Annotated in this window: 19 protein-coding genes and 1 tRNA gene; 12 read left to right on the forward strand and 8 right to left on the reverse strand. The window is 72.0% G+C overall.

Translation table 11 applies throughout. The features are described from left to right. Positions 1 to 77 precede the first annotated feature (77 nt). Positions 78 to 148, reverse strand: a tRNA-Gln gene (locus ACFY3C_RS35145). A gap of 11 nt (positions 149 to 159) precedes the next feature. Further along, positions 160 to 1,047: a hypothetical protein gene (locus tag ACFY3C_RS35150; protein ID WP_390773679.1), complete on the reverse strand. Its 888-nt coding sequence runs from the start codon at positions 1,045 to 1,047 to the stop codon at positions 160 to 162. Positions 1,048 to 1,207: 160 nt separating this feature from the next. Between ACFY3C_RS35150 and ACFY3C_RS35155 the strand changes: the two genes are divergently transcribed. Continuing rightward, entirely contained in the window at positions 1,208 to 2,518 is a 1,311-nt protein-coding gene (locus tag ACFY3C_RS35155) for a sensor histidine kinase (RefSeq protein WP_386573220.1), read from the forward strand. A gap of 31 nt (positions 2,519 to 2,549) precedes the next feature. On the opposite strand, the gene ACFY3C_RS35160 is transcribed toward ACFY3C_RS35155, so the two are convergent. Further along, positions 2,550 to 3,044 (reverse strand): SUKH-3 domain-containing protein, encoded by a 495-nt coding sequence (locus tag ACFY3C_RS35160; protein ID WP_390773680.1) that lies wholly within the window; start codon positions 3,042 to 3,044, stop codon positions 2,550 to 2,552. Positions 3,045 to 3,125: 81 nt separating this feature from the next. Then, positions 3,126 to 3,650, reverse strand: a complete 525-nt coding sequence (locus ACFY3C_RS35165; RefSeq protein WP_390773681.1) for a YwqJ-related putative deaminase — start codon at positions 3,648 to 3,650, stop codon at positions 3,126 to 3,128. Between the two features lie 255 nt (positions 3,651 to 3,905). Here ACFY3C_RS35165 and ACFY3C_RS35170 point away from each other — a divergent pair, with 255 nt between their 5' ends. The 6 genes from ACFY3C_RS35170 (at position 3,906) to ACFY3C_RS35195 (ending at position 11,140) form a co-directional block, all read left to right on the forward strand. Beyond that, positions 3,906 to 4,895 carry an SMI1/KNR4 family protein gene (locus tag ACFY3C_RS35170; protein WP_390773682.1) on the forward strand — a complete coding sequence of 330 codons (990 nt, stop codon included), beginning with the start codon at positions 3,906 to 3,908 and terminating at the stop codon, positions 4,893 to 4,895. Positions 4,896 to 4,903: 8 nt separating this feature from the next. After that, positions 4,904 to 8,140: an SUKH-4 family immunity protein gene (locus ACFY3C_RS35175; protein WP_390773683.1), complete on the forward strand. Its 3,237-nt coding sequence runs from the start codon at positions 4,904 to 4,906 to the stop codon at positions 8,138 to 8,140. 37 nt (positions 8,141 to 8,177) lie between these two features. Then, positions 8,178 to 9,116: an RNA polymerase subunit sigma-70 gene (locus ACFY3C_RS35180; protein WP_386573215.1), complete on the forward strand. Its 939-nt coding sequence runs from the start codon at positions 8,178 to 8,180 to the stop codon at positions 9,114 to 9,116. Between the two features lie 91 nt (positions 9,117 to 9,207). Further along, on the forward strand, positions 9,208 to 9,765 hold the full coding sequence (locus ACFY3C_RS35185) for a dihydrofolate reductase family protein (protein ID WP_390773684.1): 558 nt from the start codon (positions 9,208 to 9,210) through the stop codon (positions 9,763 to 9,765). Then, a complete protein-coding gene (locus ACFY3C_RS35190; protein ID WP_390773685.1) occupies positions 9,762 to 10,151 on the forward strand; it encodes an EthD family reductase in 390 nt (129 codons plus the stop codon). Before ACFY3C_RS35185 ends, ACFY3C_RS35190 begins: the two co-directional genes overlap by 4 nt. Positions 10,152 to 10,252: 101 nt before the next feature. Then, on the forward strand, positions 10,253 to 11,140 hold the full coding sequence (locus ACFY3C_RS35195; RefSeq protein ID WP_390773686.1) for a cellulose-binding protein: 888 nt from the start codon (positions 10,253 to 10,255) through the stop codon (positions 11,138 to 11,140). A 20-nt stretch (positions 11,141 to 11,160) separates the two neighbouring features. Here the strand turns inward: ACFY3C_RS35195 and ACFY3C_RS35200 are convergent, their stop codons facing one another. The 3 genes from ACFY3C_RS35200 to ACFY3C_RS35210 all read right to left on the reverse strand — a co-directional run bounded on the left by ACFY3C_RS35200 (position 11,161) and on the right by ACFY3C_RS35210 (position 14,927). Continuing rightward, on the reverse strand, positions 11,161 to 12,804 hold the full coding sequence (locus ACFY3C_RS35200; protein ID WP_386573210.1) for a cation acetate symporter: 1,644 nt from the start codon (positions 12,802 to 12,804) through the stop codon (positions 11,161 to 11,163). After that, positions 12,801 to 13,208: a DUF485 domain-containing protein gene (locus tag ACFY3C_RS35205; RefSeq protein ID WP_386573208.1), complete on the reverse strand. Its 408-nt coding sequence runs from the start codon at positions 13,206 to 13,208 to the stop codon at positions 12,801 to 12,803. Before ACFY3C_RS35205 ends, ACFY3C_RS35200 begins: the two co-directional genes overlap by 4 nt. A 222-nt stretch (positions 13,209 to 13,430) precedes the next feature. Next, a complete protein-coding gene (locus tag ACFY3C_RS35210; protein WP_386573207.1) occupies positions 13,431 to 14,927 on the reverse strand; it encodes an MFS transporter in 1,497 nt (498 codons plus the stop codon). Positions 14,928 to 15,348: 421 nt separating this feature from the next. Here ACFY3C_RS35210 and ACFY3C_RS35215 point away from each other — a divergent pair, with 421 nt between their 5' ends. The 5 genes from ACFY3C_RS35215 (at position 15,349) to ACFY3C_RS35235 (ending at position 24,234) form a co-directional block, all read left to right on the forward strand. Continuing rightward, positions 15,349 to 16,137, forward strand: coding sequence for an ABC transporter ATP-binding protein (locus ACFY3C_RS35215; RefSeq protein ID WP_390773687.1), 789 nt, complete (start codon positions 15,349 to 15,351; stop codon positions 16,135 to 16,137). Continuing rightward, positions 16,134 to 18,722 carry an ABC transporter permease gene (locus ACFY3C_RS35220; RefSeq protein ID WP_390773688.1) on the forward strand — a complete coding sequence of 863 codons (2,589 nt, stop codon included), beginning with the start codon at positions 16,134 to 16,136 and terminating at the stop codon, positions 18,720 to 18,722. Before ACFY3C_RS35215 ends, ACFY3C_RS35220 begins: the two co-directional genes overlap by 4 nt. Before the next feature lie 229 nt (positions 18,723 to 18,951). Further along, positions 18,952 to 22,485, forward strand: coding sequence for a transcription-repair coupling factor (mfd, locus tag ACFY3C_RS35225; RefSeq protein WP_390773689.1), 3,534 nt, complete (start codon positions 18,952 to 18,954; stop codon positions 22,483 to 22,485). A gap of 220 nt (positions 22,486 to 22,705) precedes the next feature. Next, positions 22,706 to 23,422 carry an HNH endonuclease family protein gene (locus tag ACFY3C_RS35230; protein ID WP_390773690.1) on the forward strand — a complete coding sequence of 239 codons (717 nt, stop codon included), beginning with the start codon at positions 22,706 to 22,708 and terminating at the stop codon, positions 23,420 to 23,422. Between the two features lie 68 nt (positions 23,423 to 23,490). After that, a complete protein-coding gene (locus ACFY3C_RS35235) occupies positions 23,491 to 24,234 on the forward strand; it encodes an N-acetyltransferase (RefSeq protein WP_390773691.1) in 744 nt (247 codons plus the stop codon). A 69-nt stretch (positions 24,235 to 24,303) separates the two neighbouring features. Here the strand turns inward: ACFY3C_RS35235 and ACFY3C_RS35240 are convergent, their stop codons facing one another. Beyond that, positions 24,304 to 25,020 (reverse strand): hypothetical protein, encoded by a 717-nt coding sequence (locus tag ACFY3C_RS35240; RefSeq protein ID WP_386573199.1) that lies wholly within the window; start codon positions 25,018 to 25,020, stop codon positions 24,304 to 24,306. Positions 25,021 to 25,120: the final 100 nt, after the last annotated feature.

The following is a 25,120-nucleotide window of genomic DNA, read 5'->3' on the forward strand; positions in this document are numbered from 1 at the left end:
GGTTGGGGGGATATGAGAGTGGGCCCTGGCGGTGGTTTACCAGTCAGGACCCGAACCTAGGATTTGTGTGCTGTGGGCTCCCGGAGAAGGATTCGAACCCTCATTCAACGGACCAAAACCGTTTGTCCTACCCTTAGACGATCCGGGATGGGTTGCGCGCTATGTCCGATTTGATTGATCGGCTTCGCGTGCGGCCTCCACTATGCCGCACCAAGACCCTTCGATGCGACGGTACAAGTCGGCACCTTTCAGGACTTTGATCACGAGGCAGCCGCGATAGTTGTCGCCGGTGTTCTTGCGGACCGTCTTGGGGTTGTGCTTCTTGAGGGTCGTCCTGTTGAAGGCGGAGCGGTCGGCGCCGACGAGGCCGGCCCAGTACTTTTCGGCGCCTGGTACGTCGGCGGTTTCATGGATCATGACGGTGTACCGGACGCGCTCCCGCTCGACGCCGAGAAGGTCGAGCCATGCGAGGAACACCTCGATCATCCCCGGGTCGCTGTTGACGAAGGCGATGTTCTCTCGGCGGTCGTACGGCTTGTCCTTGCCGCCTTCGGCCCAGTAGAGCCCGACGCCCACCAGGAAAAGCTCGCGGGCCGACAGGTCGCCGATGGCCTGCCGGGCTTTCTCCTTGGTTTGTCGGCGTTCTTCGTCCCGGATGCGCAGCTTCTCTTCCCAGCCCTTCCGGGCGATGGCTGCCGCTTCCTCCGGGCTCCGCCTGCGCTCCGGCTTCGGCAGATCCCGCACCCAGAGGGAGATGGAACTCTTCGAGCACCCCAACTCGGCCTGGATCTGGTCGTAAGTCCACCCCTGCAGCCGCAGCTCCCGGGCCCTCTCCCGCAGGTCGTCCTTGGCCCTCGGGCGTTTCGTCCACTCCGGTGGGGGCTCCCCCTTCACCAGTTGGTTGAGGATGTCGTTGTTGAAGATCTTCAGCTCGTCCCGGATCTGCCGGAGGCTGAGCCCCTCGCGCCGCAACGCGACCGCTCGCTCCCGCAATCCTTCGAAGTCCTCGTATTTGCCGCTCTTGCCGGATGCACGTGTCATACGCATACCGTCCGGGCGGAATGTTCGCTCCCGGGTGTGAACGGGTGACGTTCAGTAGTTCGAGGGATACCAGCGGGTTTCGAGGTCATTCGATTGCGGAGTGCGCTCCGCGCCGGTGGGCGAAAGTCACCGGAAATGCCGTAGCCCCCGCCCGTAGGCTGGAGGCATGACCGCGACGGGGGAAGAGCATGCCAGGGCCCTGACCGGCCCATGGTGGTGGGCGAGGCGGCGCAGTGCGGTGCTCGACGGGAGTCTCGCGCTGGTGTCCGCCGTGGAGTGCGGTGCGGAGGGGATTCCGTTCGCGCGCGATGCGGGGATCCCGGTGTCGGTGGGGATCGTTTTCGGTTTGATCGCCGGTTCGGTTCTGCTGGTGCGCAGGAAGTGGCCGATCGCCGTGGTGCTGGTCGCGATCGCGATCACGCCGGCCCAGATGGGTTTCCTGATGGGCATCGTCGGCCTGTACACGCTGGCCGCGGCCGAGTTGCCGCGGCGGATCATCGTGGCGCTGGCGGGGATGTCGCTGCTGGGCACGATGATCGTGACGTTCGTGCGGGTGCGGCAGGACATGGCGCGGGGTGATCTGACCCTGGGTGACTGGTTCGTGCCGTTCGCTTCGATCACGACGTCTCTGGGGCTGACGGCTCCGCCGGTGCTGCTCGGGTTGTACGTGGGTGCGCGCCGCCGGTTGATGGAGAGTCTGCGGGAGCGGGCGGACAGTCTGGAGCGGGAGCTTCAATTGCTCGCGGAGCGGGCGGAGGAGCGGGCCGAGTGGGCGCGTAACGAGGAGCGGACGCGGATCGCTCGGGAGATGCATGACGTGGTCGCGCATCGGGTGAGTCTGATGGTGGTGCATGCGGCGGCGTTGCAGGCGGTTGCGCGGAAGGATCCCGAGAAGGCCGTGCGGAACGCGGCGCTGGTGGGGGACATGGGCCGGCAGGCGTTGACGGAGTTGCGGGAGATGCTCGGGGTGCTGCGGGCCGGTGACGGCGCGGAGCGGCGTGCGGCGTCGGTGCCGCCCGCCGCGGTGGGGGTGGCGGCTGCGGAGGCGGTGTCGGAGGCGGTTGCCGAGGAGGCGGCCGGGGACGGGCCGTGTCTGGAGGAGCTGGAGGAGCTGGTCGGGCAGTCGGCGGCGGCCGGGATGGTGGTGGATCTCTCGGTCGAGGGGGAGGTGCGGGTGTATGCGGCGGAGGTCGAGCAGACGGCGTACCGGGTGGTGCAGGAGGCGTTGACGAACGTCCACAAGCATGCGGCGGGCGCGAAGACGTATGTGCGGCTGGCGCATCGGGGGGCGGAGATCGCGATGCAGGTGGAGAACGAGCCGCCGGAGCCCGGGTCGGCGTCGGCGGCGCGGTTGCCGTCGGGTGGCAATGGCCTGGTGGGGATGCGGGAGCGGGTCGTCGCCCTGGGTGGTGTGTTTGTTTCGGGGCCGACGGATGCCGGGGGTTTTCGGGTGTCGGCGGTGATTCCGGCGGCGTAGCCCGGGTGCGTAGCCCGGGGTGCGGGGTGCGTCAGGCGATGGTGAGGCGTACGGGTTCGGTGCCGGCGACGAGGGTGGACAGGGCGTGGTCGATGTCGGGGCCGACGTACCAGTCGCCGGTGTGGTCGAGGGTGTAGACGCGGCCTTCGCTGTCGATGGCGAGGAGGGCTGCGGTGTCGGCTTCCTCGCCGAGGGGGCTGACCTCGGTGCCGAGGGCGCGGCCGAGGTCGCCGAGGGTGCGGGCGTGGTGGAGGCCGTGCAGCGGGTCGAGGTGGAGGGTGGCGGGGGCGACCTGGCGGCCGGGGCCGCCGGGTTTGATGTGGAGCCCGCCGAATTCGGCCCAGGCTTCGACGGCGGCCGGGAAGACGGTGTGCCGGTGTCCGGCGGGTGAGGTGTGCTCGCGCAGGGTGTCGGCCCAGATCTCGGCCTGCTTTATGTCCCAGCGTCCGGGTTGCCAGCCGGCGGCGCGCAGGGCGGCGTCGACGGGTACGGGGAAGCGGGTGGACGAGGTGCGGTCGGGGTGCATCGGCCCTTCGATCGTCGTGCCGGCTCGTGCTGACTCGTGCCGGCTGGGTGGTTCTGGTCGGTGTCGGGGCGGGCCGGGGTGTCAGCTGCCGGTGGTGGTCGGGTCGACGATGCGGACGCCGAAGTGGGCGCTGAGGGCGGCGCAGGCGCGGCAGGGGGTGGCGAAGCTCCCGTGGAGGGGGTCGCCGTCCTCGCGTATACGGCGGGCGGTGAGTTTGGCCTGCCTGAGGGATTTGCGGGCTTCGCCGTTGGTCATGGGTTTGCGGGCGGCACGTTTGCTGCGGGTGGCGTCGGCGGCGGCGATGTGCCGGGAGATGAGGATGGTTTCGGCGCAGCGGCCGGTGAAGCGGTCGCGTTGGGTGCTGGTGAGGGTGTCCAGGAAGTCCTGGACGAGGGGGTGGAGGGGCGGGGGCTGGTCGCCGCGGGCGGCGGTGCCGGTGAGGGTGGAGCCGCGTACGGAGAGGGCGGCGGCGACGGTGGGGAGGATGCCGTCGCGGCGGTGCAGAAGGGTGGGGGCGGGGGGTGTGTCGGTGCCGCTCCAGCCGATGCGAGGGTCTCCGGCCCGCACGTCGTTACCTCCGGTCTGCAAGGTATTCATGATCGTCATCCCCTCCCCGGGCATCCCCCCGAAGGACACAGAGTGCCAAATGCCGTGGCTGGTGCGGAAGCTGGGGCGGCGCGACACGCCCGGGTTTGGGCGGGCTGTCACGACAGGGTGACGGCTGGTCACGAAAGGGGAGGTGGGAAGTGCAGGAGTGGGGTGGAGCGCCGGTGACCGGGGTTCGAGTACCGCATAGGCTGTCGGCATCCGCGATCGACACCGCCGTTCAGGCCAGAGAGAACGCCGCAGGGGGCAACCGCCATGACGACAGGTCGGCTCGGGCAGCAAGCCGCGCCGCCGAACGCGGCCTATGCCGGGCAGGTCGTGCACTTCCCGGATCCGGTCCGGGCGGCACGTCACCCGAGAGGGGTACGCATCGACGAGCGCGGTTACCCGGATTTTTCACCGTACGCGCGCGCGGCGGCTCAGATCGCCGATCCGCCGGAGGGTTTCGGCGTCGACGAGTTGCGGCTGACGGACTACGTGTCGGCGAACGCGGCTCTGGCGGCGTCGGGGCACGAGTTGTGGGACACGGTGCCGGCGGTGGCGACGCCGCACGGCTGGACGTGGCACCACGTGGTGGGTTCGCGGCGGCTGGAGCTGGTTCCGGTCGAGGTGAAGGCGTTGCTGCGGCATCACGGTGGCGTGGCGACGGCGCGGGTGGACCAGGGCAAGCGTGGTACGCGGCCGTTGCAGGAGACGCGTCCGGTGCACTTCGGGCTGTCGAAGTCGGGTGTGGCGGTGACGGAGTCGCAGGTTCAGGGCGTGGAGGAGGACCTGGGCTACCGTCTGCCGGGTGCCTACCGTTCGTTTCTGAAGGCGGCGGGCGGTGCCGCGCCGGTGGGTGCTGCGCTGGACGCCGAGCTGGGGCTGCTGCTGGATCAGCCGTTCTTCACGGTGCGGGACGAGGCGGCGGTCAATGACCTCGTGTACGTCAACAAGTGCCTGCGTGACCATCTGACGAAGGATTACCTGGGCGTCGGTTTCGTGCAGGGTGGTCTGCTCGCGGTGAAGGTGAAGGGCGAGCGGGTCGGTTCGGTGTGGTTCTGCGCGTACGACGATGCGCGGGACGTGGATCCGTCGTGGTCCCCGGCGGAGCGGGTGGAGCGCCTGTTGCTGCTGTGCGGTGACGACTTCGACGCCTTCCTGTCGCGGCTGGCGGGCAATCCGCCGGAGTTGGAGACGGTGGCGAACCTGATGGTGGACGGCGGTTTCGCGCATGCCGTTCCGGTCTCTTCGGCGGGGGAGTGAGCTTCGCGATGGTGACGTTCGCACAGGCGCAGGAGCGCGCCGAGGAGTGGATCAACGGTGACGTTCCCGCGTACCAGCATCGTGAGGTGCGGGTGCGGGAGTTCGAGCTGGGCTTCGTGGTGTGGGGCGAGGACCGTGCGGAGGGCCCGCGTTCGGACGCGGGCGCGCAGCGGCTGGTGATCGCCCGGGACAGTGGCGAGGCGACGCTGTGGCCGGCGTTGCCGGTGGGTGAGGTGATCCGCCGGTACGAGGAGGAGTACGGCCGCGCCGAGGTCGAGGACGCGGTGCCGGCGCCGGCGGCTGCCCGGGTGGACCTGAACCAGACGTCGTTCCTGCTGAGTCCGCCGGAGTGGTTGCAGGAGGCGGCGGACAAGCTGGGGATTCCGGATCGTCGGGCGGGGTCGGCGCAGGACGCGGGCGCCGCGGCTGCGGCCGGTTCCGGTGCCGGTTTTGGTGCCGGGTCCGGTTCTGTGGGTGGCGGTTCGGTCGGGGGCGGGGCGCTTGCCGAGACGCAGGCCGGGGTGCCTGCGGCTGCCGACGCGCGGGCCGGAACCGACGGTGCGGGTACGGCCGGCGGGTCCGGGAGCGGTGCGTCGTGGTCGGCTGCCGGGGCGGCCGGTGCCGGTGCCGGTGCGCCGGGCGTGGGTGCGCCCGGTGGGGCGCCGGGGGTGCCGGGTGCGGCGGAGGTGCCTGACGGGGCCACGCCGTGGGCCGGTACGGACACCAACGCGGAAGCGGGTGAGGACCGTTCGGTGCCGTTGCCCGCGACGGTGTTCGCGCCGCCGTTGAGCGATGCGGACGTCGAGCCTTCGCGGCCGCCGGCGGTGGCGCCGGACGCGAAGACGGCGCTGATGTCGGGGGGCAGCCAGCTGCCGCCGACGGCGGTCGCGCCGGCGCTCGACGGTTCGAACGCGCCGGGAGCGCAGAACTTCCCGCCGGGAGCGCAGGACGGTGCGCCCGCTCCGGGTGGTGCTCCGGGGGCGCCCGGCTTCGCGCAGACGCCGGGAGCGCCTGGCATGGCGCAGGCGCCGGGCGCACCTGGTGTGCCCGGGGCGCCCGCTGCTCCCGGTGTGCCGGGCGCGCCGCAGAACAGCACGCCTCCGCCGCCTCCGGGCGCGCAGCCGTACGGCTATCCGCAGGGACCGGCGGCCCAGGGCACGCCCCCGCCGGGCGCGCCCGCCTACTCCCCGGCGGCACCGGGCACTCCGCCCGCGCCGCCTGTCGCGCCTGGTGCGCCGGGTGCGCCTGGTGCTCCGCAGGGCAGCACGCCTCCGCCGCCGGCTCCGGGCGCCTCGCAGTACGGCTACCCGCAGGGCCCGGGCGCGCCGGGTGCTCCCAGTGGTCCGCAGGGTGCTCCCGGGTACGGGTATCCGCAGACGCCGGGCGCCGTCCCGAACGCGCCGCAGCCTCCGGCGGGCCCCGGCGCCCCGGGGCGTCCGCTCGCGCCGCACGCCGGGGACATCGCGGACGCCGCGACGAGCAAGGCCGCACCGCCGCCGCGCAAGGCACGCGGTGGACTGGGCACGCCGCCTCCGCCGCCGGGCGCTCCGGGTACGCCGGGCGCACGCCCGGGGAGCACGCCTCCGCCGCCCGTGCCCGGTGCTCCGGGCGCGCCTGCGGGCGGGTACGTGCCGACGCAGCTGGTGTCGGCGCTCGGTCCCGAGGGGCCTGAGGTGCAGGGTGCCCCGGGTGCTCCGGGTGCGCCGGGCGCCCCCAACCCGCCTGGTGCGCCGGGCGTTCCCGGTGGCACGCCTCCGGGCAACGTGCACCACGCGGCCACGATGCTGGCCGACCCGAATCAGATGGGCGGAGGTGCGCCGCAGCCTCCGGGCGCCCCGCAGCCTCCGGGTGCCCCGCAGCCTCCGGGTGCCCCGGGCATGCCGCACCCGCCCGGCGCTCCCGCGGCACCGGGCGCCCCGGGCATGCCTCCGGCCCCCGGCGCACCGCAGCCCCCCGGCGCCCCTGGCGCGCAGCAGCCTCCGGGTGCCCCGGGCATGCCCGGCGCGCCGGGCGCCCCCGGTGCTTCCGGAGGCGGGCGTGGCGCTGTGCACCACGCGGAGACCGTGCTGGCCGCGCCTCCCGTGGGTGGCCCGGGCGCGCCCCCGCCGCCGCCCGCCCCCGGCGCACTCGGCGCACTCGGCGCGCCGGGCGCTCCCGGTATGCCGCCCGGCGTCCCGGGTGCCCCGCAGCCGATGCCGCCGGGTGCGATGCCGCCGCCGGGCGGGCCCGTGCCGGGGCAGCCTCCGGCGTACGGCTACCCGCAGCAGGGGCAGCCGACGGTGGGCCCGGGCTATCAGGCCGTCCTGCGCTACCGCGCGCAGGACGGTTCGGAGCAGCAGCTGATCCGGCGTTCGGCGCCGGGTACGCCGCACCCGGAGTGGCAGATCTTCCACGAGTTGCGGGCGATGAACGTGCCGCCGGACCAGGTGCTGGAGCTGCACACGGAGCTGGAGTCGTGCGAGCTGCCGGGTGCGTACTGCGCGCGGATGATCCGCGAGCAGTGGCCGCAGGCGCGGATCACGAGCATCGCGCCGTACGGCACGGACCACGCGAGCCGGCAGCAGGGCATGCAGCAGTTGCTGGCGCACCAGGGCGAGCTGCACCAGGTGGCGGACGGTCCTGCGCGGCCGGCGCCGGTGCGGGCGCCGCTGCCGCCGGTGCAGGCCGTGCAGCCCGTCCCGCCGGAGGGCATCGCGCAGGAGCTGGCGGCGGCGTTCGGGCCGGGGGTCTTCCGGTTCGAGCAGCAGGCGGTGTCGCGGCAGGGTGTGCCGCCGATCGTGGCGCACACGCTGGTGGTGGCCGGGCTGCCCACGGACATGGCCCCGTTCTTCTGGGCGCAGGCCCAGCCGGGCCGTCCGGTGCCGACGCTGGCGGAGCTGGCGGCCGAGCGCGGGGTGCAGCCGGCCTCGGACGCGGGCTCGTACCTGGTGATGGGCACGGACTTCGGCCGGGCGATCTGTGTGCAGTACGGGACGGCGAACATCGTCGCGGTGCCCGTGGAGGCGGGTCCGGGCGGTGCGCCGGTGCCGCCGCAGTTCGTGAACACCGGGTTGCCGGAGTTCGCGCGCTGTCTGGCGCTGCTGGGCCGGATGTGGCGGCTCAGGTTCGGGCTGAACCAGGAGCAGGCGGGCCGCTGGACCGTCGACTTCCAGGCCCAGCTGGCCTCCCTGGACCCGGCGGCGCTCGGTTCGCCGGAGAGCTGGTGGTCGGTGCTGCTGGAGCAGATGTGGGACGGGCTGCTGTAGTCCGTGTCTGAGGGGGCCTGAGGAGTCCGATCGCATCATGCCCTTCACGCGCGCGCGTGAAGGGCATGATGGGCGGGTGGAATTGGAGCCGTTCCGGGCTGAGCTGGTGGCGTACTGCTACCGCATGCTGGGCTCGTTCCACGAGGCCGAGGACGTCACGCAGGAGACGATGTTGCGAGCCTGGAAGGCCCGGGACCGGTACGACCCCGCGCGCGCCTCGGTGCGGACCTGGCTGTACCGGATCGCGACCAACGCCTGCCTGACCGCCCTTGAGGGCCGCGCCCGCCGTCCGCTGCCGTCGGGGCTCGGGGCACCGAGCGAGGATCCGGGTGCGCCGCTCACCCCGGCGCTCGACATCCCCTGGCTGGAGCCGTTCCCCGAGGCCCGGTTCGACGTGGAGGTGCGCGCGGATCTCCGGCTCGCGCTGGTGGCCGCGCTGCAACTGCTGCCGCCCCGGCAGCGGGCCGTCCTGGTGCTGCGCGAGGTGCTGGAGTTCTCCGCCGCCGAGGTTGCGGGCCAGCTGGAGACGTCCGTGGCCGCCGTGAACAGCGCACTGCAGCGGGCGCGCGCCGCGGTCGCGGGCGCCGGTGGGGCGGGTGAGGTCACCGAGCCGGACGATCCCGAGGTGCGGGCGGTGGTGCAGCGGTATGTGCGCGCCTTCGAGGCCGCCGATGTGCCGGCGCTGGTGCGGCTGCTCACCGAGGACGCGGTCCTGGAGATGCCGCCGGTGCCGCTGTGGTACCGGGGCGGCCGGGACTACGGCCGGTTCATGGAGCGGGTGTTCGCGCTGCGCGGCACGGGCTGGCGGGTGCGGCGGGTGGCGGCCAACGGGCAACCGGCGTTCGCGGCGTACGCGCCGGCGCCCGAGGGTGGCCATGTGCTGCACACCGTGCAGGTCCTGACGGTCACCGGCGGCCGGGTCGCGCGCAACGTGGTGTTCGCCGACCCGCGCGTGCTGGCCGCGTTCGCACCGTAGCTTTTTTGGGAGCAGTTCCCTTCGGAGCGATGAGTCCCGTGGGTGGCGCCGGTACGTACCGGTGAAGCACCCGAGCGAAGGGACAAGCGCCGTGAGCGTGATCGTCATCGAGTTCATCACCCTGGACGGGATCGTGTCCGACCCGGACGGGTCCACGGGCACCGCCTACGGCGGCTGGATGTTCCGGTACGGCCCCGAGGCGGTCGCCGGGGACAAGTTCCGCCTCGGCCGCGTCCTGGACGAGGGGGTCCTGCTGCTGGGCCGTACCACCTGGAAGCTGTTCGCAGGGCTGTGGCCCGGGCGGGACGACCAGTTCGCCGCGCGGATGAACGCCGTGCCGAAGCTGGTCGCCTCCCGCACGGCGACCGACGTGTCCGCGTGGTCCAACTCGCGCCTCGTGGAGGGCGATCTGCTGGAGGCCGTACGGGCCGAGCGGCGGGACCTGGTCGTCGCCGGGAGCCTGGCGGTCGTCCACGCGCTGAGGGCCGCCGACCTGGTCGACGAGTACCGGCTGATGGCCTTCCCGGTCGTCCTGGGCGAGGGGCGGCGGCTGTTCCCCGCCGGGAGTCCGCCCGCCGACCTCGAGTGCCTGTCGGCCGAACGGGTCGGCGCCGCCGTCCTCACGCGGTACCGGAGGGCGGCGCGATGACGGTCCGCTTCCTCGCCCTGTACGAGAGGCCGGCCGACCCGGAGGCGTTCGAGCGGCACTACCGGGAGGTCCACATCCCGCTCGCCCGCCGCCTGCCCGGCCTGCGCCGCTACACGGTCGGCCGCGACCTCGCCCCCGTCCGCGGCGGTGAGCCGTACTACCTGGTCGCGTCGCTGGAGTGGGACTCGCTTGACGATCTGCGTGCCGCGTTCGCCTCACCCGAGGCAAGCGCGACCGTCGCCGACGCGGCGCACCTCCAGCAGCTCGCGCCCGTCCGCAGCATGATCGTCACCCTGGAGGAGGACGTGCTCTGGACGCCCCGCCCCGCGCCCTCGGACAGACACGCGGATCGAGACGTGCGACATGCCGCGGGATTTCGACCGTGACATGTCTGCGGAGTGTCGCGTTATGCCTGCTTACGCCCGATCCATCAAGATGTGCGCCACGTCGTCCTGTCGTGTATGTCCGGTGGAGAGGGGTTCCCAGGGTGAGCAGCGCATCGATGACGCCGCACGGCTTCCCGACCGTCCGGGGGCGCGCCTACCGCCCCGATCAGGTCGACGCGTTCATGGAGGCGCTGTCGCTGGACCGGGACGCCGCGTGGGAGCGCGCCGCGCGGCTGACCGTGCTCGCCAAGGACATGGGTGCGGAGGCCGCGCGGCTGCGTGAGGCGGTCGCGCAGCTCGCTCCCCAGACCTACGAGACCCTCGGGGAGCAGGCGCAGCGCCTCTACCAGCTCGCGTTGCAGGAGGAGGCGGACGTCCGCGACCGTGCACGGCGCGAAGCGCACGAGCAGGTCGCGCGGGCCGAAGCGGAAGCCCTCGACCTGTGTCAGCAGACGCAGGAAGCGGCGGACGCGCTCCGCGCGGACGCCGATGAGCGCGCCCGCCGGTGTCTGCTCGCGGCGCGCGCGGAGGCCGACGACCTGCGCGTCGGCGCCCGGCTCGAAGTGAAGGAAGCGCGTGGGGAGGCGCTCGCCGCGCTGCGGGAGGTACGGCAGCGCACCGCCGGCATGCTCGCCGAGCAGTCCCGGGAGCTGGCCGAGCGGTGGGAGGCCACGGAACGCGAGGACGCCGAGCGGGCGGCCGCGCTTGAGGCCGACGACGCCGAGCGGATCACCCGCGCCGAGGCCGCCCTGTCCGAGGCGGAACGCGCCCTCGGTGAGGCCGAGGAGTCCGCGCGCCGCTGCCAGGACGAGGCGTGCGCGCGGGCCGCGGACATCGTCGCCGAGGCGCACGCGCGCGAGGAGCGCATCGCCCTGGACACCGAGCGGGTGCTGCGCGAGCACAGCGAGACCTGGGACGACGTCCAGGCGCACATGGACTACGTGCGCAGCAGCCTCATCTCGCTGACGGGCCGGGCGACCCTGGAGTAGCGCCCCCCGCGCGGACGTCGTCAACCGCCTCTGCGTACCGCCCCGGCGAGGATCCATCCCTCCACGGCCTCGTACTGGCGCCGCTGTTCCTCCGCTTTCCGGCGGCCCGAGACGACCGTGCCGAGCCAGCCGAAGAAGAAGCCGGCCGGGATGGAGACGATGCCGGTCGTGGTGAACGGGAACCAGTTGAAGTCGGCGTGCGGGAAGGCCGAGACGGGCGAGCCGGAGACGAGGTTGGTGCCCGGCATGAGCAGCAGCACGGTCAGCGAGCCCCCGAGCAGCGTGCCCATCAGCCCGCTGCGGGTGTAGCGGCGCCAGAAGAGGCCGTAGACCAGGGCGGGCGCGAGGGCGGAGGCACCCAGGCAGAAGGAGAGGGTGATCAGGGGCTGCAGGCTGTACTTCTGCACCATGGTGGCCAGCAGGATCGTCGGGACTCCTATGGCGAGCGCGGACAGCCGGGCCAGGGTCATCTCCCTGCGGGCCGGCATCTCCTGGACCCGGGCGGCGAACACGTCGTGGGCGAGGGAGTTGGCGCAGGCGAGGATCATCCCGGCCACCGAGGCGAGCAGGGTCAGGAAGATCGCCGTGGTGACCGTGGTGAAAAGGAAGGTCTCCGCCGTCGACACGTCGGCGCCGAACGCCGCCCGCGAGCCCAGCAGGTAGGCCGTGTTGCCCTGCGGGTCGGCCGCAGCGATCGCGCCGCTGCCGACGAGGGCCGTGGCGCCGAACCCGATGACCGTGATGACCAGCACGAACAGCGCCACGATCGACACCGCCCAGGACAGTGAGCGGCGCACCTGGCGGGCGCTGGAGGCGGTGTACATGCGCATGGTGATGTGCGGCAGGCAGGCGCCGCCGAGCACGATGGTCAGCTCCGAGGTGATCATGTCCAGGCGGGCGCCCGGGTGCCCGGCGAACTCGAGCCCGGAGTGCAGGAAGGCCGGCCCGGCCCCGCTCCGCTGCGCCGCGGCGCCGAACAGGGCGCCCGGGTCCCAGTCGAAGCGGCGCAGGATCAGTACGGCGACCACGGCGCCCGATCCGACCAGCATCACGATCTTCAGGATCTGGATGAGAGCGGTGCCCTTCATGCCGCCGATCGCCGCGTAACTGATCATCAGCGCGCCGAGTCCGACGACGCAGCCGGTCTTCAGCGACTCGTTCGAGAAGCCGAGGATGAACGCCATCAGCTGCCCGGTGCCGGCGAGTTGGACCAGCATCAGCGGCAGCAGCGAGGCGATCGTCACCGCGCAGGCGGTGATCCGCACCGAGCGGCCCGGCATCCGGCGGGCCAGCGCGTCACCCATGGTGAACCGGCCCGCGTTGCGCAGCGGTTCGGCGAGCAGGAACATCAGCAGCATCAGCGACAGCGCCGTGCTGAGGGCGAGCACGACACCGTCGTAGCCGCACAGGGCGATCACCCCGCCGGTGCCCAGGACGGTGGCGGCGGAGATGTAGTCGCCCGCTATGGCCAGGCCGTTGCGCAGCGGGGACAGGGAGCCGTAGCCGGTGTAGAACTCGTCGAGGTCGTCGCGGTCGGGGCCGGCCATCACGCACAGCAGCAGGGTGAGGGTGGCGACGGCGGAGAAGGCGACCAGTGACATGGTCTGGGCGGAGCTGCTGAAGCCGGTGAAGCCGGAGAGGTCCGGGGCGGCGCCGGCGGTCATCGGGCCGCTCCTCGCCGTGCGTCCAGTTCGGCCTCCTTGCGGATGCGGTCCGCGAGCGGGTCGACATGGCGGCGCGCGGTGTGCTCGTACAGGGCGATCGCCAGCCAGGTGACCGGGAGTTGGAGGAGGGCGAGCAGCAGGCCGGCCGGGATGCCGTCGACGACCGTCCTCGTCATGACGTCCGGTGCGAACGCGGACAGGACGAGGAACAGGGTGAAGTAGCCGAGCGAGGTGAGGGCGGCGGTGCGGCGCTGCCAGCGGTAGGCGCCGCGCAGGATGCGCAGGTCGCTGTGGTGGCCGAGGGGTTCGCGGGGCGGAGTGCGGCGTGGGCGGGGCGGTTCGGGGGGCGGGGGCTGCCAGGGGTAGGTGAGGTACGACGGGGGGTGCGGCGGGTCGTAGGACATCCCGGGGCTCCTTGCGTGGCTCGGGTCCGTGGCGGCGGACCGCAGGGAGGTGGGGGGTGGGGGAAAGCGGAATCACGCACGTTACTCGCCGGTTTGGGTGCGCGCGCGGTTTTCGCCAAACTGGACGGTCGGTATGCGCTTACTAGGCGAAAACGGGTCTGACCTCGGGTGTTACCCGCGTTGACCGAGGGGGTTGGGAGGGCCGCGTCGCCTCCCGTGCGGCTACTCCTGCCGCACCGGGAACTTCCGCGGCGCCACCACCAGCAGCACCAGGAAGGCCAGCGCCGCGGCCCCGGCCGCGCCGAAGTACACCGCGTGCACCGCCGCGGCGATCGCCCGTCGCGTCGCCTCCGGAGCCGTACCGCCGTCCCACGCGCGCGTGACGGACTCCAGGTCGCCCGCCCCGCCCAGCCTGGCCGCCAGCACCCCGTTGGCGACGGCGCCGAACAGGGAGGCGCCCACGGTCTGCCCGGTCTGCCGGCAGAACAGCACCGACGCGGTCGTCGTCCCCCGCTCCGACCAGCCCACCGTCGACTGCACCCCGATGATCAGCGGCAGCTGGAACAGGCCCAGCACGGCGCCCAGCGCCAGCATCAGCAGCATCGGCTGCCACCAGGACCCGGGATACGGCAGGAACGGGAACGCGAGCAGGACCAGCGCGCCCATGCCGATGCCGAGCAGTGCCGTGTCACGGAAGCCGATGCGCCGGTACACATGCTGGCTGAGCGCCGCCGACCCCGACCAGGTCAGCGTCCACACACACAGCACGAGACCGGCGGCCGCCGGACCGAGTCCGAGCACCGACTGGGCGTACGTCGGCAGGAACACCGACGGCGCCACCATCAGCAGCCCCAGCGCGCCGAACGCCAGATTGACGGCCGCGATCGTCCGGCGCCGCCACACCCACCCCGGGATGATCGGCTCCGCCGCCCGCCGCTCCACCCACACCACCACACCCACCAGCGCGAACCCCGCACCGAACAGCACGAGCGAGGGCGCCGACAGCCATGCCCAGGCCACCCCGCCCTGCACCAGCGCGGTCAACAGCACCCCGCCGCACGCGAACACCGCGAGCGCGCCCGCCCAGTCCACGCGCGCGCGTGCGGCCGTCTCCCGCTCGGGCTCGTGCAGGTGACGGACGATCAGCCACAACGCGGCCGCGCCGATCGGCAGGTTGACGAGGAAGATCCAGCGCCAGTCGGCGTACGCGGCCAGCACCCCGCCCAGGCCCGGCCCGGCCACGGCCGACACCGCCCACACGGTGGACAGCCTGGCCTGGATCTTCGGGCGCTCCGCCAGCGGGTACAGGTCGGCGGCCAGCGTCTGCACCGTCCCCTGCAACGCGCCGCCGCCCAGCCCCTGCACGACCCGGAACGCGATCAGCGCCCCCATGTTCCACGCGCCGGCGCACAGCAGCGAGCCCAGCAGGAACACGGCGGCGCCCGCGACCAGGACCGGCTTGCGGCCGAAGGTGTCGGACAGCTTGCCGTAGACGGGCAGGGTGACGGTGACGGCAAGCAGATAGCCGGAGAACAGCCAGGAGAAGACGGAGAACCCGCCGAGGTCGCCGACGATCTGCGGTACGGCGGTGGAGACGATCGTGGCGTCCAGCGCGGCCAGCGCCATCGACAGCATCAGCGCGGCGACGACCGCGCCTCTCCTGCCGGTGCGCTGCTCCGTCGTGGCGCCGCCGCGTATCGCGGGTGTCGTACCCCCCACCGGATCCCCCTCCCGTGCCCCCTGCACCTATCTCCGGTACGACAGCTTCCCACGGCCCGCGCGACTTGACCCTGACGCGACGGGAGGGTGGAGCCTTTCTGGGCCGGAGGGTGGAGCCGACCCTGAGAACGACTCCACCCGGCGGTGGACCACCCCTAGGGGTGTCTCCGTACTACGACCTGGGGAGGGTTCGTACCGCCGGAGGAGGAGACGGACCGGGTGCCGTCCTTAATCTGGCTTTACGCCGCCGGGGGGCGGTTGACCGAACCGGCGGGGGTGGGGTTTTCCCCCGCACAAGAGGGGGCTTCGCACCAGCGCGGGGCATGCCCGCCGCACGCGAGACTCGACGCCGTACCCAGGACGACGCACCGGCACACCGGGGCGCGACGACACACCTGCCAACCGATTTAGGAGACATACCGTGACATCGGCTGTGACCACTACCAGGCACGGGGGAACTGGAGGGCGTACGGCCGTTGCCGCGCGGGCGCGGCAGGTCGTCAAGGCGTACGGGTCCGGCGAGACCCGTGTCGTCGCCCTGGACCACGTGGACGTGGACATCGCCCGGGGCCAGTTCACCGCGATCATGGGCCCCTCGGGTTCCGGCAAGTCCACCCTGATGCACTGCCTCGCCGGCCTCGACACCGTGACCAGCGGGCAGATCTACCTGGACGAGACCGAGATAACCGGCCTGAAGGACAAGAAGCTCACCCAGCTGCGCCGGGACCGGATCGGGTTCATCTTCCAGGCCTTCAACCTGCTGCCGACGCTCAACGCGCTCGAGAACATCACGCTGCCCATGGACATCGCGGGCCGCAAGCCGGACCGGGAGTGGCTGGACCGGGTCGTGGAGACCGTGGGGCTTGCCGGACGGCTGGGGCACCGGCCCACCCAGCTCTCCGGCGGCCAGCAGCAGCGCGTCGCCGTGGCCCGTGCGCTCGCCGCCCGCCCGGAGATCATCTTCGGTGACGAGCCGACCGGAAACCTCGACTCGCGCGCGGGGGCGGAGGTTCTGGGCTTCCTGCGCCGCTCGGTGGACGAGCTGGGCCAGACCATCGTGATGGTCACCCACGACCCCGTAGCCGCCTCCTACGCGGACCGCGTGCTCTACCTCGCGGACGGCAGGATCGTGGACGAGATGTACCAGCCGACGGCCGATCAGGTCCTGGACCGCATGAAGGACTTCGACGCCCGGGGGCGTACGTCATGACCGTCCTGAAGACCTCGATGCGCAATTTCTTCGCGCACAAGGGCCGCATGGCGCTGTCGGCGGTCGCGGTCCTGCTGTCGGTCGCCTTCGTCTGCGGCACCCTGGTGTTCACCGACACGATGAACACCACCTTCGACAACCTGTTCCAGGCGACCTCGTCGGACGTGACGGTCACCGCCAAGGACTCCTCCAACACCGGCGAGACCACCTCCCGCACCGGCAAGCCGCCGGTCCTGCCGGCCTCCGTGGTCGGCGAGATCCGCAACGCCCAGGGCGTCAAGGCGGCCGAGGGCACGGTGTTCTCCACCTCGGTCACCGTGGTCGACGCCGACAAGGACAAGCTGTCGCCCAGCAGCGGCGCGCCCACCATCGTCGGCAGCTGGAACGGCAACGACGCCCGCACCATGAAGATCACCTCCGGTGCGGCGCCCAAGGGCCCCGGCCAGGTCATGGTCGACGCGGACACCGCCGACAAGCACCACCTCAAGCTCGGCGACGACATCGGCATGATCAACGTCGTCGGCACGCACCACGCGCGCGTGTCCGGCATCGCCACCTTCACCGTCACCAACCCCGGCGCGGCGATCTTCTACCTGGACACGAAGACCGCCCAGCAGAACCTGGTCGGCCGGACCGGCGTGTACACCAACGTCAACGTCACCGCCGCCAAGGGCGTCACCGACGCGCAGCTGAAGAAGAACGTGACCGCCGCGCTCGGCCACGGCTACAAGGTGCAGACCGCCAAGGAGGTCGCCGCCGCCAACCAGAAGAACGTCGAGAAGGTCCTGAACGTCATGAAGTACGCGATGCTCGGCTTCGCCGGGATCGCCTTCCTCGTCGGCATCTTCCTGATCGTCAACACCTTCTCGATGCTGGTCGCCCAGCGCACCCGCGAGATCGGCCTGATGCGGGCCATCGGCTCCTCCCGCCGCCAGGTCAACCGCTCCGTGCTCATCGAGGCGCTGCTGCTCGGCGTGATCGGCTCCGTCCTCGGCGTCGGCGCGGGTGTCGGCATCGCGGTCGGCCTGATGAAGCTCATGGGCAACATCGGCATGCACCTGTCCACGGATGACCTGACGGTGGCCTGGACGACCCCGGTGACCGGCCTGCTCCTCGGTGTCGTGGTCACCGTCCTGGCGGCCTACCTGCCCGCCCGGCGCGCCGGCAAGGTCTCCCCGATGGCTGCCCTGCGTGACGCGCACGCCCCGGCCGACGCCAGGTCAGGCGTCGTACGCGCCGCGATCGGCCTGGTCCTCACCGGCGCTGGCGTCGCGAGCCTCTACGCGGCCGGCACCGCCGACAGGGCCAAGGCCGGCTCGTCCTGGCTGGGCCTCGGCATCGTCCTCACCCTGATCGGGTTCGTCGTCATCGGCCCGCTCCTCGTCGGCGGCCTGGTCCGCGTCCTCGGCGCCGTCATGCTCCGGGTCTTCGGCCCCGTCGGCCGGATGGCGGAGCGCAATGCGCTGCGCAACCCGCGCCGTACCGGCGCCACCGGAGCGGCCCTGATGATCGGCCTGGCCCTGGTGGCCTGCCTGTCGGTGGTCGGCTCCTCCATGGTGGCCTCCGCCACCGACCAGCTCGACCAGACGGTCGGTACGGACTTCATCATCCAGCCGGACAACCCGCAGAACGGTCTCATCGCACCGCAGGCGGTCAAGGCCATCAAGAACACCCCGGGTCTCAAGCGGGTCACCGAGTACCGCCCGGCCGTGGCCGACTTCACCACCCCGGACGGCCAGACGCTCAAGGACACCGACATCACGGCGGCCGACCCGACGTACGCGACCGACGTGCGCAAGAAGACCGTCGCCGGGAACCTCAAGGACGCCTACCTGCCCGACTCGATGTCCGTGCACGAGAAGTTCGCCAAGGCCCACGACATCCACATCGGCTCGAAGATCACCGTCGCCTTCAGGAAGGGCTCCACCGCCCACCTGACGGTCCGCGCGATCACCAGCAGCGACGAGGTGATCGACCAGGGCGCCAAGTACACGTCCCTCGCCACGCTCGCCAAGTACGAGCCCGCCGGCGACATGCCGCTCGACGCGCTGGTCTTCGCCACGGCCGAGGACGGGCAGCAGGCGGCGGCATACAAGGCGCTGAAGGCGGCCCTGCACGACGACCACCCGGAGCTGACCGTACGGGACCAGACCGACTACAAGAAGGCGCTGAAGGACCAGATCGGCAAGCTGCTGAACATGATCTACGGCCTCCTGGCCCTCGCGATCATCGTCGCGGTCCTCGGTGTGGTGAACACGCTGGCCCTGTCCGTGGTCGAGCGCACCCGTGAGATCGGCCTGATGCGGGCGATCGGCCTCTCCCGCCGCCAGCTGCGCCGCATGATCCGCCTGGAGTCCGTGGTGATCGCCGTCTTCGGCGCCCTGCTGGGCCTCGGCCTCGGCATGGGCTGGGGTGCGACCGCCCAGAAGCTCCTCGCGCTGGAGGGCCTGAAGGTCCTGGAGATCCCCTGGCCGACGATCATCGCCGTCTTCATCGGCTCCGCCTTCGTGGGCCTGTTCGCCGCCCTGATCCCGGCGTTCCGGGCGGGCCGGATGAACGTACTGAACGCCATCGCGACCGACTAACGGCCCCACGGCCGACAGCCACCGCATACGGGGGTTGCGGGGGAAGACCCGGTGCCGGGAAGTCCTACGGGACTTCCCGGCACCGGGCTTTTCGCTGCCCGTGCTGTCGGACCACCCGAGTTATCCACAGCCTCCGACGCCCACAGCGACGGCGTCGTAGGCTGGACACCCCCGGCTGCCACCCGCGCCGGGCTACTTGCGTTGCCCACCTCCGGACGGAAAACCCCCCATGAGCCTGCACGGCCTGCTCGACGCCGTCGTCAAGGACCCCGCCCTCGCGGAAGCGATCACGGCGGCCGCGGACGGCAACCGCATGCACATCGACCTCGTCGGCCCGCCCGCCGCCCGCCCCTTCGCGATCGCCGCCCTCGCCCGCGAGGCCGCCCGCCCGGTGCTCGCCGTGACGGCGACGGGCCGCGAGGCCGAGGACCTGGCGGCGGCCCTGCGCTCGCTGCTGCCCCCGGAGGGCGTCGTGGAGTACCCCTCCTGGGAGACCCTCCCGCACGAGCGCCTCAGCCCGCGCAGCGACACCGTCGGCCGCCGCCTCGCCGTCCTGCGCCGCCTCGCCCACCCCCGCCCCGACGACCCCGAGACCGGCCCGGTCTCCGTGGTCGTGGCGCCCGTACGCTCCGTGCTCCAGCCGCAGGTCAAGGGCCTCGGCGACCTGGAACCGGTGTCCCTGAGGACGGGCCTGACGGCGGACCTGAACGAGGTCGTGGAAGCCCTCGCGGCCGCCGCCTACGCGCGCGTGGAGCTGGTGGAGAAGCGCGGCGAGTTCGCCGTACGCGGCGGCATCCTGGACGTGTTCCCGCCCACCGAGGAACACCCTCTGCGCATCGAGTTCTGGGGCGACGACGTCGAGGAGATCCGCTACTTCAAAGTCGCCGACCAGCGCTCCCTCGAAGTCGCCGAGCACGGCCTGTGGGCCCCGCCCTGCCGCGAACTGCTGCTGACGGACAGCGTCCGTACGCGCGCGCGTGTCCTCGCCGAGGAGCACCCGGAGCTGGGCGAACTGCTCGGCAGGATCGCCGAGGGCATCGCGGTGGAGGGCATGGAGTCCCTGGCGCCGGTCCTGGTGGACGACATGGAGCTGCTGCTCGACGTCCTGCCCAAGGACGCCATGGCCGTCGTGTGCGACCCGGAGCGGGTCCGCACCCGTGCCGCGGACCTGGTGGCGACGAGCCAGGAGTTCCTGCAGGCCTCCTGGGCGGCCACGGCAGGCGGCGGCGAGGCCCCCATCGACGTCGGCGCCGCCTCCCTGTGGTCCATCGCCGACGTCCGCGACCGCGCCCGCGAGCTGGACATGATGTGGTGGTCCGTCTCGCCCTTCGCCGCCGACGAAGAGCTTGACGACGACACCCTCAAGCTGGGCATGCACGCCCCCGAGACCTACCGCGGCGACACCGCCAAGGCCCTCGCCGACACCAAGGGCTGGCTCGCCGACGGCTGGCGCACGGTCTTCGTCACCGAGGCCCACGGCCCGGCCGCCCGCACCGTCGAGGTGCTCGGCGGCGAGGGCATCGCAGCCCGCCTCGACGCCGACCTCGGCGAACTGAACCCCTCCGTCGTGCACGTCGCCTGCGGCTCGATCGACTTCGGCTTCGTCGACCCGGCGCTGGGGCTCGCCGTCCTCACCGAGACCGACCTGTCCGGCCAGAAGGCCGCCGGCAAGGACGGCGCCCGCATGCCGGCCCGCCGCCGCAAGACCATCGACCCGCTCACCCTGGAGCCGGGCGACTACATCGTCCACGAACAGCACGGCGTCGGCCGCTACATCGAGATGGTGCAGCGCACCGTCCAGGGCGCCACCCGCGAGTACCTGGTCGTGGAGTACGCCCCCGCCAAGCGCGGCCAGCCCGGCGACCGCCTCTACATCCCCACCGACCAGCTGGAGCAGATCACCAAGTACGTCGGTGGCGAGGCCCCCACCCTGCACCGCCTCGGCGGCGCGGACTGGACGAAGACCAAGGCGCGCGCCAAGAAGGCGGTCAAGGAGATCGCCGCCGACCTGATCAAGCTCTACAGCGCCCGCATGGCCGCCCCCGGGCACGCCTTCGCCGGCGACTCGCCCTGGCAGCGCGAGCTGGAGGACGCCTTCCCGTACGCGGAGACCCCCGACCAGCTCACCACCATCGCCGAGGTCAAGGAGGACATGGAGAAGTCGGTCCCCATGGACCGCCTGATCTGCGGCGACGTCGGCTACGGCAAGACCGAGATCGCGGTCCGCGCCGCCTTCAAGGCCGTACAGGACGGCAAGCAGGTCGCCGTCCTCGTGCCCACGACCCTGCTGGTGCAGCAGCACTTCGGCACGTTCTCCGAGCGGTACTCGCAGTTCCCGGTGAGCGTGAAGGCGCTCTCCCGCTTCCAGACCGACACCGAGGCGAAGGCGACCCTGGAGGGCCTCAAGGAGGGCGCGGTGGACGTCGTCATCGGCACCCACCGCCTGTTCTCCTCCGAGACCCGGTTCAAGGACCTCGGCCTGGTCATCGTGGACGAGGAGCAGCGCTTCGGCGTCGAGCACAAGGAGCAGCTGAAGAAGCTCCGCGCCAACGTCGACGTGCTGACCATGTCGGCCACCCCGATCCCGCGCACCCTGGAGATGGCGGTCACCGGCATCCGCGAGATGTCCACGATCACCACCCCGCCCGAGGAGCGCCACCCGGTGCTCACCTTCGTCGGGCCGTACGAGCAGAAGCAGATCGGCGCGGCCATCCGCCGCGAACTGCTGCGCGAGGGCCAGGTCTTCTACATCCACAACCGGGTCGAGTCCATCGACCGCGCGGCGGCCCGACTGCGCGACATCGTCCCCGAGGCGCGCATCGCCACCGCCCACGGCCAGATGTCCGAGTCGGCCCTGGAGCAGGTCGTCGTCGACTTCTGGGAGAAGAAGTTCGACGTGCTCGTCTCCACCACGATCGTCGAGTCCGGCATCGACATCTCCAACGCCAACACGCTCATCGTGGAGCGAGGCGACACCTTCGGCCTCTCCCAGCTGCACCAGCTGCGCGGCCGCGTGGGACGCGGCAGGGAGCGCGGCTACGCCTACTTCCTGTACCCGCCGGAGAAGCCGCTGACGGAGACCGCGCACGAGCGTCTGGCGACGATCGCCCAGCACACCGAGATGGGCGCGGGCATGTACGTGGCCATGAAGGACCTGGAGATCCGCGGCGCCGGAAACCTGCTCGGCGGCGAGCAGTCCGGGCACATCGCGGGCGTCGGCTTCGACCTGTACGTGCGCATGGTCGGCGAGGCCGTCGCCGACTACCGGCGGCAGCTGGAGACCGGCGAGATCGAGGAGGAGCCGCCGCTCGAGGTCAAGATCGAGCTGCCCGTCGACGCACACGTCCCGCACGACTACGCCCCCGGCGAGCGGCTGCGTCTGCAGGCCTACCGCGCCATCGCCTCCGCCAACTCCGAGGAGGACATCAAGGCGGTCCGCGAGGAACTCACCGACCGCTACGGCAAGCTGCCCGAGCCGGTGGAGAACCTGCTGCTGGTGGCCGGGCTCAGGATGCTCGCGCGCGCGTGCGGCGTCGGCGAGATCGTCCTGCAGGGCACCAACATCCGCTTCGCGCCGGTGGAGTTGCGCGAGTCGCAGGAGCTGCGGGTCAAGCGCCTGTACCCGGGCACGGTCATCAAGCCGGCCGTGCACCAGGTGCTGGTGCCCCGCCCGAAGACCGCGAAGGTGGGCGGCAAGCCGCTGGTCGGCCGCGAACTGCTCGGCTGGGTCGGGGAGTTCCTCGCCTCGATCCTGGGCTCGTAGGCGGCGAGGAGGATTCCGGGGGTCGCAGGCCTTCAGGGGGCGTGCGACCCCACCGCCCCGCGCTCCGTGCCGGGCGGCACATGCCCCCGCACCACCACCGACTGCACGGAATCTCCCCGCCGGCCCCCATCGGAGCGACGTCGTACGGCCGTTACGGTGGTAGGCGGAACGATCCGCCCCGTATGTGAGGGCGGACCAGGGCGAGCCAGGGGGGACGCGCGTGAGGCGTCTGAGGGGTGGGGCGGTCACCGCCGCGGTCGTGATGGTCGCCGTGGCCGGCTGCAAGGCCGAACACGGCAAGGGGTCCTCCGGGCCCGAGCGGACGGGAGGCGGGGGCGCCGCCCTCGCGGCCGCCGAGTCGCTGCCTGCCAAGGGCCGCGCCCCGAAGACCGGTTACTCCCGGGACCGGTTCGGCTCCGCCTGGGCCGACACCGACTCCAACTCCTGCGACACCCGCGACGACATACTCAAGCGCGACCTGAAGGAGGTGAAGTTCACCGGCGGCACCTGCAAGGTCACCTACGGCCTCCTGGAGCCCGACCCCTACTCCGGCAAGGACATCACCTACCGGCGCGGCCGCAGCCAGGTCGACATCGACCACGTCGTCGCCCTCTCGGACGCCTGGCAGAAGGGCGCCAAGTACTGGGACCCCAGCAAGCGCATAGCCCTGGCCAACGACCCCCTCAACCTGCTCGCGGTCGATGCGAGCACCAACCGCGGCAAGGGCGACGGCGACACCGCCACCTGGGTGCCGCCCAACCAGGCCTACCGCTGCACCTACGTGGCCGCCCAGGTGGCCGTCAAGAAGAAGTACGGCCTGTGGGTCACCGCCGCCGAGAAGGCCGCGATGAAGAAGGTCCTCACCACCTGCCCGAACCAGAACCTCCCCACGGGCGGCAACCCGACCAAGGCCCCGGACCGGTTCCGGGCGCGGTGAGCCGCCGTCCCTCGGCGACCGGCTGAATTCGGTGCCCCCGTGGGTGCGTGCGGCTTACGGTGGCCGGCATGGACGTACAGGTAAGCACCCTCGCCGAACGGCCCGACCGGCTGCAGGCGGTGCTCGGGATGGCCGACACATGGCCCGAGTTCGTGACCAACGACCCCGTGGGCAGCGCTCACTACGGCCGCATCCCCACCGAACTGCCGCAGTACGCGCTGTTCGCCGAGGACGAGCGGGGCGAGGTCGTCGCCCACGCCTTCAGCGTGCCCTTCTCCCTCGCCGCCGAGGGCCGGGGCACCCTGCCCGCCCGGGGCTGGGACGAGATCCTGCTGTGGGCCTTCGCCGACCGGCGCCACGGCACCCGCCCGGACACGGTCAGCGCGATCTCCGTCGTCATCGCCCCGCACGCCCAGGGCCACGGTCTGTCCGCCGTCATGCTCTCGGCGATGCGGGCGGGCGCCCGCGCCCACGGCTTTTGCGAGGTCGTCGCCCCCGTGCGCCCGAGCGCCAAGCACCGCGAACCGCACACCCCGATCACCGAGTACGCCCACCGGGTCCGCCCCGACGGCCTGCCGGAGGACCCGTGGCTGCGCGTGCACGCCCGGGCCGGCGCCACCATCGACTCGATCGCCCCGGCCTCCATGACCGTGGGCGCCTCGCTGGAGGAGTGGCGCCGCTGGACCGGGCTGCCCTTCGACGCCCCGGGGGACGTCGAGGTGCCCGGCGCGCTGGTCCCGGTCCGCTGCGAACCGGAGCGGGGGTACGCCGTCTACGTCGAACCCAACGTATGGATGCGGCATCCGCTCTGACCCGTGCTCGGCGTGCCCCGTGCGCGGCCTGACTCGTGCGAGGCGTGGCTCGGCCGTCGGTCCGGGTGATCAGGACTTGGCGGCCGCGTCCTTCAGGGAGCCGACGACGTGCCCCACGAGCTTGGTGGCGTTGGCGGCGCCGTTGTCGCTGCCGGCCGTGGACATCACGGTGACCACCGAGCTGCCCACGCGGGCGGCCACCAGGGTGGTGCCGTTCTCCCAGCGAGGGCTGGTGAGCGTGATGGTGTAGGCCTCGTCACCGAGTCCGGAGGATTCGCGGCCGGAGAGCTTCACCTTGGCGTGCGCGTCCGTGTCCGTGAACGTGGCGCACGCGGTGGCGGCGTTCTGCACCTCCTTCATCACCGTCGTCGCGGTGGTGCCCTGGAACGCGTCGATCTCCTGGACCATCTCTTCGGTCTGGTCCTTGTTCGCGTAGTCGTTCTGCGCGAACGACACGCCCCCCTTGAAGCCGGTCACGTCGATCCAGGAGGTGTTCAGGAACTTGGAGCAGTCCGGCTTCGCTGTGTTCCGGCTGCTCGGGGCGAGGAACTCGCTCCCGCTGTCGGCGGCGCCGTCCGCGACGGTGGTGAGGTGGGACGGGAAGACCGATGCCGGAGCCAGAGCCTTCTTCAACTGGGTGCCCGTCATCAGACCGGCGTTGGGGTTCTTGGCCTTCGTCGCCTTGGCCGGCGTGGTGGTGCCGGAGGAACCGGTGGAGCAGGCGGCCAGGGCCAGCGGGAGCGCGGCGACGGCGAGGACCTTGACGAAACGGGACGGAAGACGCATGGAATTTCCTTGGGGGAGTCGGTACTTGGTGTGCGGTGGTAGGTGTGAGGCAGTGGGGGGAAGCGGCCCCAGAGGCGGGGGCTCGGGTGCCGGGGCGCGG

The organism is Streptomyces sp. NPDC001410, assembly GCF_042895235.1.
Taxonomy (GTDB): Bacteria; Actinomycetota; Actinomycetes; order Streptomycetales; family Streptomycetaceae; genus Streptomyces.

What these genes read in the sequence shown, in the direction of transcription:
- mfd (WP_390773689.1), top strand. Translation starts at nt 18,952, where the DNA reads ATGAGCCTGCACGGCCTGCTCGACGCCGTCGTCAAGGACCCCGCCCTC.
- ACFY3C_RS35180 (WP_386573215.1), top strand. Translation starts at nt 8,178, where the DNA reads ATGCCCTTCACGCGCGCGCGTGAAGGGCATGATGGGCGGGTGGAATTG.
- ACFY3C_RS35165 (WP_390773681.1), bottom strand. Translation starts at nt 3,650, where the DNA reads ATGACGATCATGAATACCTTGCAGACCGGAGGTAACGACGTGCGGGCC.
- ACFY3C_RS35150 (WP_390773679.1), bottom strand. Translation starts at nt 1,047, where the DNA reads ATGCGTATGACACGTGCATCCGGCAAGAGCGGCAAATACGAGGACTTC.
- ACFY3C_RS35220 (WP_390773688.1), top strand. Translation starts at nt 16,134, where the DNA reads ATGACCGTCCTGAAGACCTCGATGCGCAATTTCTTCGCGCACAAGGGC.
- ACFY3C_RS35170 (WP_390773682.1), top strand. Translation starts at nt 3,906, where the DNA reads ATGACGACAGGTCGGCTCGGGCAGCAAGCCGCGCCGCCGAACGCGGCC.
- ACFY3C_RS35160 (WP_390773680.1), bottom strand. Translation starts at nt 3,044, where the DNA reads ATGCACCCCGACCGCACCTCGTCCACCCGCTTCCCCGTACCCGTCGAC.
- ACFY3C_RS35190 (WP_390773685.1), top strand. Translation starts at nt 9,762, where the DNA reads ATGACGGTCCGCTTCCTCGCCCTGTACGAGAGGCCGGCCGACCCGGAG.
- ACFY3C_RS35200 (WP_386573210.1), bottom strand. Translation starts at nt 12,804, where the DNA reads ATGACCGCCGGCGCCGCCCCGGACCTCTCCGGCTTCACCGGCTTCAGC.
- ACFY3C_RS35205 (WP_386573208.1), bottom strand. Translation starts at nt 13,208, where the DNA reads ATGTCCTACGACCCGCCGCACCCCCCGTCGTACCTCACCTACCCCTGG.
- ACFY3C_RS35240 (WP_386573199.1), bottom strand. Translation starts at nt 25,020, where the DNA reads ATGCGTCTTCCGTCCCGTTTCGTCAAGGTCCTCGCCGTCGCCGCGCTC.
- ACFY3C_RS35235 (WP_390773691.1), top strand. Translation starts at nt 23,491, where the DNA reads ATGGACGTACAGGTAAGCACCCTCGCCGAACGGCCCGACCGGCTGCAG.
- ACFY3C_RS35175 (WP_390773683.1), top strand. Translation starts at nt 4,904, where the DNA reads ATGGTGACGTTCGCACAGGCGCAGGAGCGCGCCGAGGAGTGGATCAAC.
- ACFY3C_RS35155 (WP_386573220.1), top strand. Translation starts at nt 1,208, where the DNA reads ATGACCGCGACGGGGGAAGAGCATGCCAGGGCCCTGACCGGCCCATGG.